This window comes from Salegentibacter agarivorans, assembly GCF_900113135.1.
Lineage (GTDB): Bacteria > Bacteroidota > Bacteroidia > Flavobacteriales > Flavobacteriaceae > Salegentibacter > Salegentibacter agarivorans.
Map to the genome: position 1 here is coordinate 1 of NZ_FOOH01000044.1, position 13,090 is coordinate 13,090.

The window sequence follows — 13,090 nt, forward strand, 5'->3', positions numbered from 1 at the left end:
TCTGTAGTGGGCGTTAGAAATTTGAGTGGACCTGATCCTAGTACGAGAGGACCGGATTGGACCAACCTCTGGTGCACCAGTTGTTCCGCCAGGAGCATTGCTGGGTAGCTACGTTGGGAAGGGATAAGCGCTGAAAGCATATAAGCGCGAAACCCACCACAAGATGAGATTTCTTTAAAGGACCGTGGGAGACGACCACGTTGATAGGCCATAGGTGTAAAGGCAGCAATGTCATAGCCGAGTGGTACTAATAATCCGTAAAGCTTGATGCGACGCTTCCTATCCTGCAAGGGATGGGAAGCACTTGAATGCTTTTACCGCAGTATTTTCTTTATTCTTTGTTTCTTATATATGTCAACTTATTAGGTATGACATCTAGTAGGGAACAGGGCATTACTGCCCACTGGTTACTGAACACTGCATACTAAAGACTTAAGGTGGTTATGGCAACGGGGCTCACCTCTTCCCATTCCGAACAGAGAAGTTAAGCCCGTTAGCGCAGATGGTACTGCTATTTGTGGGAGAGTATGTCACCGCCTTTTTTTAGAAGACCCTTACATTAAGTTGTAAGGGTCTTTTTTTGTTTTAATAAGTTTGGGGCTGAAGTATACTCAGGCTTAGAAGTACCCCGTCAGTAATCTTTTCAGGTTGTTATATTGTGTCTTTCTGAAGCAATATCCACTTATTCTAAAATTGGGATTTTAAGCCTTCCTTATTACCAATCTTTAAAACCAACTATTACTTCAAAGTGTAAGCACTAAATTAAAGAAGCTTCCACCATTCTACCGGAGTTTTATCTTTCATTTTCTTCATTTAATTTTTTCTTAAGGATTGTTAAACCTATTATAAATCATACTTTTTGAATAATAGTCCTAATTCACTTGCGTTAATAGGGCAGAACTTAAAACCAGTTTTATAACGAATAATTACTTGCGTAAGATGCGCTAATCAAATCTATTAATTACTAACTGTTGTGAAAACAACGAAAAACTAAAAACTTATGAATTTGAAGTATTTATTCAAAACAGGAATTTTAATGTTATCAATGGGACTTCTGGTCTCGTGTTCAGATGACGATGATGATGTGGATACCGGCGAGCCACAACCAGACACTTATAATACCGAGGTATATCTTACCGATGCCCCAATTGATAATGCAGAAGTTGATGCAGTATTTATTACCGTTACCGGGGTAAGCGTAAATGGTAAAGCCATTGAAGGATTTGAAAAAACTACGGTAAATCTTAGTAGTTTACAAAACGGTGAAACCGAATTACTGGGAGATGTTGAGTTAGAAAGTGGTACCACTTCAGAGATTGTGTTAAGCCTGGACAATGAAACAGATGCTTCGGGAGAGGCACCGGCTAATTATGTACTTACTAGCAGTGGGGAGAAGAAGGCCCTGGCTACTTCTTCCGCAGAAATTAGTATCACCGATCAGGTTGAGATTAAGGAGAATGATGATAATGAAATCATTTTAGATTTTGACCTTAGAAAGTCTATAGTCACTAATTCTGCAGGAGAATTTCAATTTGTAAGTGATAGCGAATTAGCTCACAGTATAAGAGCTGTAAATAGTATTAATGCCGGTGAGATTACCGGTACAGTTAGCGATTTTGGTTCTACAGAGTCTGAAACTATTGTGGTTTTTGCTTATGAAGATGGTGCGTATAGTGAAGATGAAACTTCGGCAAATGGCGAAGGAGTGTTATTTGCCAATGCTACCGCAAGTAGTAAAATAAATGAATCTTCGGGAGAGTTTGAAATTCATTTTATAGAAAAAGGAGATTATGAACTTCATTTTGTTTCTTTTTCTGATGAGGATGCCGATGGTGAGCTGGAACTAGATGGTGAAGTTGAAGCTACTACCACGTCAGAAATAGATCTTTTAGGCTTCTCAGTAGATGCAGATTCAGAAGTGAATTTTGATATTCTCCTTGTAGGTTTGCTGGATTTATAATATACCAATAAGTTAATTATTAAAACCACCTTCGGGTGGTTTTTTTGTTTTATTCAATTTGCTAAAATTCATTGTATACCCTGTTCTAAGTTGTATGAATAATCAAAAGCTGATAGATGTCAGGTTTACTTCTTTTTACCAGTAACATAAAAACACAATTGTTTTATTAACTTTATTTTTGCCGAACCAATTTACAAATTATGAACAAAGGAATTTATATCGCTACGCTGGAGTCCCACAGCGGAAAATCTATGATCTCGTTAGGATTAATGAGAACACTTTTAGGAAAAATGGTGAAAGTAGGTTACTTCAGGCCAATTATAAACGATGTCCCAAAAGGAGAAAAAGACAATCACATAGATACAGTTTTAAGCTATTTTGATTTAAAAATCCCTTATGAAGATACTTATGCATTTACCCGAAGTGAGGTAATTCAAAAAACAAATGATGGAAAATCGGGGGAGATTATTGACACTATAATTTCCAAGTATAAAAAGCTGGAAGATGAATTTGATTTTATACTGGTAGAAGGAAGTGATTTCTCTGGTGAGGGTAGTGTTTTTGAGTTTGATGTAAACGTAGTGATTGCTAAGAATTTAGGAATACCAGTTATAATTGTAGTTAGCGGCCAGTTTAAGAGCTGGGAAGAATTGTTAGGAAACCAACAAATGGCTTATCGTGCGTTTAGAGATAAAGAAGTTCAGGTTATTGCTATGGTTAGTAATAAAATCCAGGAAGAGAACCTGGAGCCTGCAGCAAAAAATATGCGAGGATTTTTACCTCAGGAAGTTGATGTTTTTGCAATTCCGTTAATTGATACACTGAATAATCCAACTTTAAAAGAGATAGTTAAAGCACTGGACGGGACGGTTTTATTTGGTCACGATTTTCTGGATAATCAAACCGGGAATTTTGGAGTAGGAGCAATGCAGCTTAGAAATTATCTAACTACTTTAAAAAATGAAAGTTTAGTAATTACTCCTGGTGATAGAGCTGATATTATTCTTGGTGCATTACAAGCCAATATTTCGAGCAATTATCCAAGAATTTCAGGAATTATTTTAACCGGTGGTTTAAGGCCGGAAGAATCAATTTTAAAATTAATTGAAGGTTTATCTGATATTGTTCCTATAATTTCGGTACAGGAGGGGACTTTTGCAGTAACAAATAAAGTTGGTGCCATAAAGTCTAATATCTATGCCGATAGTATTCAGAAAATACAAACTACCATTAGTATTTTTGAGCGGTATGTTTCTTTTGATCCCCTGGTAGAAAAACTTACAAATTACCAACCCCAGGGTAGAACTCCAAGAATGTTTCAGTACGATTTGGTGAAGAGAGCCAGACAAAGTAAAAAGCATATTGTGTTGCCAGAAGGTACAGATGAGCGTATCCTAACCGCAGCAAAACGCCTTATAGATATGGACCTGGTAGAGCTAACTTTATTGGGAGATTTTGACACTATTCAGAAAACTGTCGCTAAAATTGCATTAGATCTTGATTTTTCAAAAGTAAATATTGTAGATCCTGTAAACTCCCCAAATTTCCAGGATTATGCTGAAACTTTCTATGAATTAAGAAAACATAAGGGTGTAAATATGGATATGGCGAAAGATCGTTTAAGCGATGTTTCGTACTACGGAACTATGATGATCTATAAAGGTCACGCAGACGGGATGGTATCTGGAGCAGCGCATACCACGCAACATACTATTTTACCCGCATTACAATTTATAAAAACCAAACCAAATGTTTCTGTAGTTTCTTCTGTATTTTTTATGTGTTTAGAAGATAGGGTTTCAGTATTTGGTGATTGCGCGATTAATCCGAATCCTACTGCGGCAGAATTAGCAGAAATTACTATTTCTTCGGCAGAGAGTGCTTCAGCCTTTGGTATAGATCCAAAAATCGCCATGCTTTCTTATTCTTCGGGAACTTCAGGAAAAGGTGAAGATGTAGATAGAGTGAGAGAAGCAACTGCCATAGTTAAAGAACGAAGACCAGATCTTAAAATTGAAGGCCCAATTCAATATGATGCTGCAGTAGATATTAGCGTTGGAAAAAGTAAACTACCAGGATCTGAAGTAGCTGGACAGGCTAACGTGCTAATTTTCCCCGATTTAAATACCGGAAATAATACTTATAAAGCTGTACAACGTGAAACTGGCGCTTTGGCCATAGGACCAATGCTTCAGGGCTTAAATAAGCCCGTAAACGATCTAAGTCGTGGTTGTACCGTTGCTGATGTTTACAATACCGTAATTTTAACTGCCATCCAGGCTCAAGGAATTTAATTCAGAATGAAATCAGCAAGATGCTGAACTCAAACACAAACAAATGAAGAATATTTTAATTATAAATTCAGGAAGTTCGTCTTTAAAATTTCAATTAATACAAATGCCTTCAGAAGAAGTTTTAGCTTCAGGAATGGTAGAACGTATAGGATTGGAAGGTTCAAAACTTCATTATAAAACTAAAAACGAATCGATTTCAGAAGAACTTTTAGCAAAAGATCACGCCATAGCATTAAAGGCAATTACAGATCTTTTAATGGATTCGGAAAAAGGAGTTATTAAAAATGCCGAAGAAATCCCGGCAATTGGCCATAGGGTAGTGCATGGTGGCGATAGTTTTTCTAAAACCATAGTGATAGACGAGAAGGTAAAGGCTAAGATTAAAGAATACTTTTCTTTGGCACCTTTGCATAATCCTCCAAACTTAAAAGGGATTGAAGTAGCAGAAAAACTTTTCCCGAATGCCACACAGGTAGCGGTTTTTGATACCGCATTTCATAGAAGTATCCCCAAGCAGGCTTCGCAATATGCTATTCCTACAGAACTTTCAGACAAACACCACATTCAACTATACGGGTTTCACGGTACCAGTCATAAATATGTAACGGAGAAAGCCATTGAATATTTACAAAAAGAGAATTCTAAAATTATAAGTATTCACTTAGGAAACGGTTGTAGTATTACGGCGGTACAGGATGGAAAAAGCATAGACCATTCTCTTGGTTTTGGGCCCGTAAACGGACTTATTATGGGAACCAGGAGTGGAGATATAGACCAGTCGGTTATTTTTTACCTGGTGGAACAATTAGGGTATTCAGCCCAGGAAGTAAGTGATATTTTGCATAATAAAAGTGGAATGTACGGCCTTACCGGTTATAGTGATCTTAGAGATATTGAAGAACAGGCGGCAAATGGAAATAAACAATGCCAATTAGCCCTGGATATGAATGCTTACCGAATTAAAAAATATATAGGTGCTTACACAGCTGCCATGAATGGCGTTGATGCCCTGGTTTTTACAGCGGGAATTGGAGAAAATAGCGATGTTATTCGCAAATTGGTTTGTGCAGATATGGAGTTCTTTGGGATTAAACTTAATGAAGATAAAAATAAACAGCGTTTAAAAGAATTAAGAACTATAAATGCTGAAGATTCAAAAGTTCAGGTTTTAGTTATTCCTACCAATGAAGAACTGGAAATTGCACAACAGACTTATAACCTGGGGATTTAACGGCTAATTATATGAGGTATTTGCTTACCAGGTGTAATCTTTCCTGTAAAGCTTTAGATTTATGTTTGTGAGACAATAAGGTGTTACGCAAACTTCCATCTGTTAATACTTGAAGTGTTTGGTGCAACTGGTTAAAAAAGCGCCTTTCCATTTCGGTACAAATTTGTCCCGATTTTGGGTTGGTGTTCATTCTTAAATTCTGTTGCATTTTAAGCACTTCTTTTTTGCATTTTAATAAAAGCTGGTCCAGGTAATCCTGGTCTCTTGCTTCTAAAATATGCCGGTCTAAATCGTCTTTCAATGCTTTTTTATGATTGTATAAAGATTTAAACAGTTTTTTTAAAAAGATCTTTTTAGTGGTTAGAATACAGTGTTTATAGTATATCGCGGCAGTATAATTAGCAATATAATATTTTTCCAGGTGGTCTACTTCAGAAGGTTTCCTCAACATCATTTCCTCTCTTTCCTTTTTAATACATTCCTTAATTGGAAGTGGTAGTATTTGTAATGAATTTACTGGAAAACGGGAAAATTAGCTGTTAAATAAGATTAAACAATTATTAAAAGATACTTAATAATTGCCGAATTTCTAATGGGAGATTCGCTGGCATGGTATTTTTTTATTAAAAGATGAAGAAACAAATAGTATGATGAACAATTAAAATGTAGACTTTACCTAAAAAGATCCTTATACTCCACAAAGAAAGCTTCCATTTGTTTCATATTATCATTTAGGAATTTCATCGCTTCAGGCCATTGATTGCGGTTGTGAATACTAACACCATCTAATTGAACGTAAACCCGGGAAATTATTTTCCCTTCCGGAAGTTCGTATTCTTCCTCAAATATGGCATCTGATAGATATTCTGTAGTTAGAATTTTTTTCAAGGAAATTAGCTTTTCAAAATAATATGCGCAAATCAGCGGATCTTCATCTATAACATCTATAGAAACTTGGGCAAATTTTCGGTTAAACGTAAATTTTAATTCAAGCTCTTTAATTCCAGTGTTATAAAGCAACCATTTTTGCCGGAAAACGATACCAAAACTCGTCCAGAACTGTTGCCTTAATTTTTTGCTTTCGGCTTTGCTAAACATATTAAATAAAATAAGCCAGTAAAATTCCGCCCACAATCACTGCCAACTTGGAAATATTAAATTTATGATTTTTAGAAGCTTCAAATAAAATAGTAGTAGAAACGTGCAGAAAAATACCAATTACCAGCGCGTTTATATAAATTGAAATATCCTGAAGTAAACTAAATTGCGATTTAAAGAAACTTCCCAGCGGCGTCATTAAAGCAAAAACCGCGAGGAACAGTCCGACTTTAATTTTACTCAAATTAGAATGGATAAGAAAAACCGACAGTATGGTTGCCACCGGAATTTTATGAATTACGACTCCGTGTAAGATATGATCGCCTTCATCCATAGGAAAACCTTCCAAAAATGCGTGAATACTCAAACTAATCAATAATAGGATTGGGAATTTTTTCATTCCTTCCTGGTGGTGCAAATGCCCGTGTTCAACTCCTTTAGAAACAAATTCGAGGATTATTTGCAGCAGTAAGCCCAACATTATAAAAATACCCACTTCTTCGGTTCCGTTTAGATAAACTTCGGGCAGTAATTCAAAAATGGTAACCGCCAGGAGATAAGCACCGCTAAAGCTAAGCAATAACTTAAAACCAATAGAGGAGGAGGGTTTTAAGAAAATGGCAATAAGGTAACCGGCAATTACAGAAATTAAAGGTAAAATGTAGATCATTAATTAAGTCAAAAATAATTAGTAAAATTGCTCAAGGCACACTCCAGGGCCTCTACCGAAGCTAATCGGGAGTAAAAAATAAAAAATTAACACCAGCCACAACGATTTTCAATCCTCATTGTAAGGAGTTAAAAAGATAAGTCGTAAAAGCATTGGTAATATTTCAGCATCCCCAGCCGGCAATACTAATATTCAGCAAAATTACCCTATTTTTGTGGACTGTAAAAAACCGATATGGAAAATAATTTTAAAATGATTGCCAAGACCATGTATGGTTTTGAGCCAGTTTTGGCTAAAGAATTAATGGCACTTGGCGCTATGGATGTAAAAGAGGGAACCAGAAATGTAAGTTTTGTAGGTGATAAAGGCTTTATGTATAAAGCGAATTTATGCCTTAGAACTGCAATTAAAATTCTTAAACCATACCAAAGTTTTAAAATATTTTCTGAAGAAGACCTTTACAAGAAAATTTACGAGCTACCCTGGGAAGATTTTATGGATGTAGACGATACCCTGGCAATTGATGCCACAGTACATTCTGAAACTTTTACGCATTCCCAATATATTTCCTTAAAAACAAAAGATGCCATTGTGGACCGTTTTCGGGATAAGTTTGATAAAAGACCAAATGTGGATCTTGATTTTCCAACTTTGAGGGTTAATATTCATATTGAAAAGAATTTTTGTAATGTTTCTTTTGATTCTTCAGGCCAGTCTTTGCACAAACGTGGATATAAGACCGCGACCAATATTGCGCCCATAAACGAGGTTTTGGCCGCCGGTATGTTATTACTTTCTGGTTGGGACGGGCAGTGCGATTTTCTGGATCCCATGTGCGGTAGTGGAACTATTTTAATTGAAGCCGCAATGATTGCGTGCAATATTCCACCAAATTTAAACCGAAAGGAATTCGCTTTTGAACGTTGGAAAGATTGGGATGAAGATCTTTTTGAAAAAATTGAAGCTTCAGTACTTAAAAAAGTACGGGAATTTCATTTTACTATTCAGGGGTATGACACTGCACCTTCGGCAGTACACAAAGCCATTGATAATATTGAAAATGCCAATCTCACCGAATTTATTAAAGTAAAAAGGCAGGATTTCTTTGCATCAGAAAAAGAAGGCGAAAGGCATTTACATATGTTGTTTAATCCGCCGTATGGAGAACGTTTGGAGATTGATATGCCGAAATTCTATAAAGAAATTGGAGATACACTGAAGCAGGCCTACCCGGGAACCGATGCCTGGTTTATCACTTCTAATCTTGAAGCAATAAAACACGTTGGCCTAAGACCTTCTCGAAAAATTAAGCTTTACAACGGTGCCCTGGAATCTAAATTATTGAAATACCAGATTTACCAGGGATCAAAGAAAGCGAAGTTTCAGGAGTAGTTTAATCTAATCTCTATTTTTTATAAAAAGGAATCAGGTAACTAATGGTATAGCCATAACCAACTCCAATGTTACTATCGTCGTAGGTTCGGTTAAACCCTGGAATTGCGAGGTTGTCAAAATTATCTGGGGTGCTTTGAAATAGCCTGCGTTTCAGTTGTACATTCACTGAAAGGAATAGATTATTTAAAACTTCAACTTTAATCCCGGCTATTAATTCTATCCAGTTTGCCGTTAAGCCAGAATATTCTATGGTTTCAGAACGAATATCGGGTTCAAAAAACGGATTGGTGGTATAGATTTGGTATTCTTCAACATCTTGCGTAAAGGTTGAAAATCCATAACGAGCGCCAACAAAAATAATGTTTTCCATACCTGTCCAGTTTTCGTAGGCATTATAATCTGCTCCTATTTTTACATAACTTCCGCGAGATGTAATGCTAATATTATCTTCAGCATAACCAATACTTTCATTTCCTAATTCCGCGGCAGCGTAATAATCTTTATAAACCCGGTAATCTCCTAAAATCTCAAACCCGGAATAATCGTCCTGGAAAGCAGTTTTTAAAAGCTTACTAATATCGGCCCCAACCCGAAGCCCAAATTTTTCACGGTTGGCCAAACTATCTTCTATTGCTTTTTCCTGTACCGTTGTTTCCTGACTTAGCAATGGAGCAGCAAGGAACAGAAATAGGATGCTAAAAAAATATGCTGATATGTGATTCTGTATCATCTTCAATATTGGGTTCTTCTATAATATAAGAATCTATCCATTCGCCTTCTTCCCCACCTTCAATGGTTAATTTAAGGCTATTATAAATTACTTTATAGGCACACGCACGGTTTACATAAACTTCTTCAGTCCCGTAGGTAAATGTTAAAGTATCTGTATCTGGTGTAAATTCGGGATCTTCGTCGTCTTCTTCTGCATCAAAAAGCGTAAAGGTATAGGTGGTAGTATTTTGATCTGTTCTTAATGGAATTTGAATAGTATCAGGATTTATTCTTTGGTATAAAGTCTTTATAGAATCGCTTACCATAGACCTTACGCTTAAATTGGTAGGGCTTTTATAGCTTTCACGATCATTAACATCATAAAAGCTCAAGATGAGCATGGGCGTAGTTTGGGTGCTTTCAGGACAAATATCGTCGCGCTGGCACCCCATAATAAGCATTAGTAAAACTACACTTGGTACAAGAATTTTTAAAAAACTTCTATTCATTTATTTTCTTTCTAAACACACAACATTCTCCACGTGATGGGTTTGCGGAAACATATCTACGGGCTGTACCCTGGTAACTTTATAATATTCGTCTAATAAAGATAGATCCCTTGCCTGCGTGGCAGAGTTGCAACTTACGTAAACAATGCGTTGTGGCAATATACCAATTATTTGGGCAATCACATCTTTGTGCATCCCGTCTCGTGGCGGATCTGTAATTATAACGTCTGGCTGACCGTGATTATTGATAAATTCTTCAGAAAAAACTTTTTTCATATCGCCAACAAAAAACTCTGTATTGTTAATTTGGTTGCGTTCGGCATTTTCTTTGGCATCAATAATCGCTTCCGGAACAACTTCAACCCCAATTACTTTTTTCGCTTTTTTTGCAACAAATTGAGCGATAGTTCCGGTTCCGGTATAAAGATCGTAAACTATTTCGTCTCCTTTTAGATCGGCAAAATCGCGCGTAATTTTATACAATTCATAAGCCTGGGCCGAATTGGTTTGATAAAAAGACTTGGCGTTTATTTTAAATTGAAGTCCTTCCATTTGCTCAAAAATATGGTCACGGCCTTTATAGCAAATAACTTCCTGGTCGTAAATAGTATCGTTCCCTTTTTCATTTATTACATATTGAAGCGAAGTAATCTCTGGAAACATTTCTATTACCGCATCTAAAAACAATTCCCGCTTTGCTTTGTCTTCATGAAAAAACTGGATTAGCACCATGATTTCACCAGTAGAGGAGGTGCGTATCATTAAAGTTCGTAATAAACCTTCCTGCTTACGCGCATTAAAAAAGCTAAGACCATTAGAAGTAGCAAATTCTTTTATAAAATTTCTAATGGCATTGCTGGGATCTTCCTGAAGGTGGCACTTTTTAATATCGAGTATTTTATCCCACATTCCTGGAATATGAAATCCAAGAGCATTTTTATCGTCAAAATCTTTACCGCTGTTTATTTCTTCAGGTGTGAGCCAGCGGCTATCACTAAATGAAAATTCCATTTTATTACGATAAAAATAAATTTCTTTGCTTCCTAAAATAGGGGTCACCTTTGGCAGTTCAACCTTACCAACCCGAATAAGGTTATTAAAAACCTCGTCCTGTTTATATTCCAGCTGATATTCATAACCCATATTTTGCCATTTGCAGCCTCCGCAAGTTCCAAAATGCTGGCAAACGGGTTCTACACGCTTCTCTGAAAATTGATGAAAATTAACCGCTGTGCCCTGGTAGTAAGATTTTCGTTTTTTAGTAGTTTTTATATCGGCTACATCGCCGGGAACCACATTATCTATAAATATAACTCTACCATCTGGCGATTTCCCGATTCCTTTTCCTTTTCCACCGGCACCGGTAACTTCTACGGCTTCAAATACCTTGTTTTTATTCCTTCTTCCCATAGCGCAAAAATAGAATAATTGTGAAGATTTATTCCCTGTGTTCCTAAAAATTCCCACAAACATTTAGTAATTTGCGAAAACTTAAATAATGGATGATTTCTCTCCCCTGTGACCTGATTTTATAGGTGCAAAAGAAGGAATTATAGAATTATTGATTTTAAAAAAATTGAACATGTCTTTACCAAAAATTACATCTTCAAAAGAAGCTATTGAATTAGAAGACCAGTATGGTGCTCATAATTACCATCCTTTACCAGTGGTGCTTAGCCGCGGCGAGGGTGTTCACGTTTGGGATGTAGAAGGAAATAAATATTACGATTTTCTTTCAGCCTATTCTGCAGTAAACCAGGGACACTGCCATCCAAAAATTGTTGATGCGCTTTGTAACCAGGCTGCTACGCTTACGCTTACTTCCAGGGCGTTCCATAACGACGTATTAGGCCCGTATGAAAAGTTTGCAACAGATTATTTTAAATTCGACAAGTTGCTGCCTATGAATACCGGGGCAGAAGCTGTTGAAACCGCGATTAAAATTGCGAGAAAGTGGGCTTACGAAAGAAAAGGAGTGAAAGAAACTGAAGCCCAAATAATTGTTTGTGAAAACAATTTCCATGGAAGAACAACTACGATTATTTCTTTTTCTAACGATGAAGGTGCCAGGAAGAATTTTGGCCCATACACACCCGGATTTATAAAAATCCCTTACGATGATATTGATGCGCTGGAAAAAGTGCTAAAAGAGAATGATAATATTGCAGGTTTTCTTGTAGAACCAATTCAGGGAGAAGCGGGAGTTTATGTACCTTCTGATGGATATCTGAAAAGGGCTCGAGAACTTTGTAAAGAAAATAACGCTTTATTTATTGCAGATGAAGTGCAAACCGGAATTGCTCGTACCGGGCAATTACTGGCAGTAGACCACGAAGAGGTGAAACCAGATATGGTAATTCTTGGAAAGGCAATTTCCGGCGGTGTTTATCCCGTATCTGCTGTGTTGGCGAATAATGAAGTGATGGATGTAATTCAGCCCGGGCAACACGGTTCTACATTTGGTGGAAACCCATTAGCCGGCGCTGTAGCAACTGCTGCCCTTGAAGTAATTCGCGATGAAAATTTAGCTGAAAATGCCGAAAAACTTGGGAATCTTTTTAGAAGATTACTCAACGATTTTATACGTGATTCCAATATTGTAGAATTAGTTAGAGGGAAAGGCTTATTAAATGCTATTGTTATAAACGATTCAGAAGATAGTTCTACTGCCTGGGATATTTGTATGGCACTAAAAGAAAACGGACTTTTAGCCAAGCCAACCCATGGCAATATTATTCGTTTTGCTCCGCCATTAGTAATGAACGAAGAGCAAATTAGAGATTGTGTAAATATCATTACCACTACACTAAAACAATTTGAGAAATAAATATTTATCAAATAATTAAAAAAGGAAGAGGCTGTCTGAAAAGGCAGCCTTGTTTGTTGTATTATTTTCTGGTTTTTAGTATTTTGATGTAATGAAAGCCAAAGCAGTATTTAAGACCTATGACCAGTCGCAGTTAAGTCTTTTGCCTCCCAGTTATGATGATCTGGTCCCTGCCCATCATCCCGTTAGGATCGTCAATACGATTATTGATCAAATCGACATCGCTGACCTGGAGCGAAGTTATAAAGGAGGAGGTACTTCCAGTTACCATCCCCGGATGTTGCTCAAGGTGACCATCTATGCCTACCTGCGCAATATGTATTCCTCTCGTAAAATTGAGCAGGCCCTTCAGGAGAACATTCATTTTATGTGGCTCAGCGGTCAAAGTAAACCCG

The 13,090-nt window shown here is 36.9% G+C and carries 12 protein-coding genes and 2 rRNA genes; 8 read left to right on the forward strand and 6 right to left on the reverse strand.

Going from position 1 to position 13,090, the window contains the following annotated elements:
• The 5 genes from BM084_RS18645 to BM084_RS18665 all read left to right on the forward strand — a co-directional run.
• A 23S ribosomal RNA gene (locus tag BM084_RS18645) occupies positions 1–272 on the forward strand; the annotation flags it as partial.
• Between the two features lie 161 nt (positions 273–433).
• Positions 434–542, forward strand: a 5S ribosomal RNA gene (gene rrf / locus BM084_RS18650).
• A gap of 464 nt (positions 543–1,006) precedes the next feature.
• Positions 1,007–1,960 carry a DUF4382 domain-containing protein gene (locus BM084_RS18655; RefSeq protein WP_075327988.1) on the forward strand — a complete coding sequence of 318 codons (954 nt, stop codon included), beginning with the start codon at positions 1,007–1,009 and terminating at the stop codon, positions 1,958–1,960.
• Between the two features lie 200 nt (positions 1,961–2,160).
• Positions 2,161–4,254, forward strand: a complete 2,094-nt coding sequence (pta, locus tag BM084_RS18660) for a phosphate acetyltransferase (protein ID WP_075327149.1) — start codon at positions 2,161–2,163, stop codon at positions 4,252–4,254.
• Between the two features lie 43 nt (positions 4,255–4,297).
• Complete coding sequence (locus tag BM084_RS18665) at positions 4,298–5,485, forward strand: acetate/propionate family kinase (protein ID WP_075327148.1); 1,188 nt, start codon at positions 4,298–4,300, stop codon at positions 5,483–5,485.
• A gap of 7 nt (positions 5,486–5,492) precedes the next feature.
• Here BM084_RS18665 and BM084_RS18670 read toward each other — a convergent pair whose 3' ends face one another.
• The 3 genes from BM084_RS18670 to BM084_RS18680 form a co-directional block, all read right to left on the reverse strand.
• On the reverse strand, positions 5,493–5,939 hold the full coding sequence (locus BM084_RS18670; protein ID WP_143083695.1) for a hypothetical protein: 447 nt from the start codon (positions 5,937–5,939) through the stop codon (positions 5,493–5,495).
• A 218-nt stretch (positions 5,940–6,157) separates the two neighbouring features.
• The gene (locus BM084_RS18675; RefSeq protein WP_075327146.1) at positions 6,158–6,583 is read right to left on the reverse strand and encodes a DUF4268 domain-containing protein; all 426 of its coding nucleotides are present in this window, start codon (positions 6,581–6,583) and stop codon (positions 6,158–6,160) included.
• Position 6,584: 1 nt separating this feature from the next.
• Positions 6,585–7,253: a ZIP family metal transporter gene (locus tag BM084_RS18680; RefSeq protein WP_075327145.1), complete on the reverse strand. Its 669-nt coding sequence runs from the start codon at positions 7,251–7,253 to the stop codon at positions 6,585–6,587.
• Positions 7,254–7,487: 234 nt separating this feature from the next.
• Between BM084_RS18680 and BM084_RS18685 the strand changes: the two genes are divergently transcribed.
• Positions 7,488–8,645 (forward strand): THUMP domain-containing class I SAM-dependent RNA methyltransferase, encoded by a 1,158-nt coding sequence (locus BM084_RS18685; protein WP_075327144.1) that lies wholly within the window; start codon positions 7,488–7,490, stop codon positions 8,643–8,645.
• 13 nt (positions 8,646–8,658) lie between these two features.
• Here the strand turns inward: BM084_RS18685 and BM084_RS18690 are convergent, their stop codons facing one another.
• The 3 genes from BM084_RS18690 to rlmD are packed head-to-tail and all read right to left on the reverse strand — an operon-like array spanning position 8,659 to position 11,278.
• The gene (locus BM084_RS18690) at positions 8,659–9,378 is read right to left on the reverse strand and encodes a DUF6048 family protein (RefSeq protein ID WP_075327143.1); all 720 of its coding nucleotides are present in this window, start codon (positions 9,376–9,378) and stop codon (positions 8,659–8,661) included.
• Positions 9,344–9,868, reverse strand: a complete 525-nt coding sequence (locus tag BM084_RS18695) for a DUF6452 family protein (RefSeq protein WP_075327142.1) — start codon at positions 9,866–9,868, stop codon at positions 9,344–9,346. The genes BM084_RS18690 and BM084_RS18695 overlap by 35 nt, the downstream gene beginning before the upstream one ends.
• On the reverse strand, positions 9,869–11,278 hold the full coding sequence (gene rlmD, locus BM084_RS18700) for a 23S rRNA (uracil(1939)-C(5))-methyltransferase RlmD (protein ID WP_093306624.1): 1,410 nt from the start codon (positions 11,276–11,278) through the stop codon (positions 9,869–9,871).
• A gap of 172 nt (positions 11,279–11,450) precedes the next feature.
• Here rlmD and rocD point away from each other — a divergent pair, with 172 nt between their 5' ends.
• Both rocD and BM084_RS18710 read left to right on the forward strand, forming a co-directional pair.
• Positions 11,451–12,695 (forward strand): ornithine--oxo-acid transaminase, encoded by a 1,245-nt coding sequence (gene rocD / locus BM084_RS18705; protein ID WP_075327141.1) that lies wholly within the window; start codon positions 11,451–11,453, stop codon positions 12,693–12,695.
• A gap of 91 nt (positions 12,696–12,786) precedes the next feature.
• Positions 12,787–13,090 (forward strand): transposase (locus tag BM084_RS18710; RefSeq protein ID WP_245764407.1); only part of this gene is annotated, 304 nt, incomplete at its 3' end.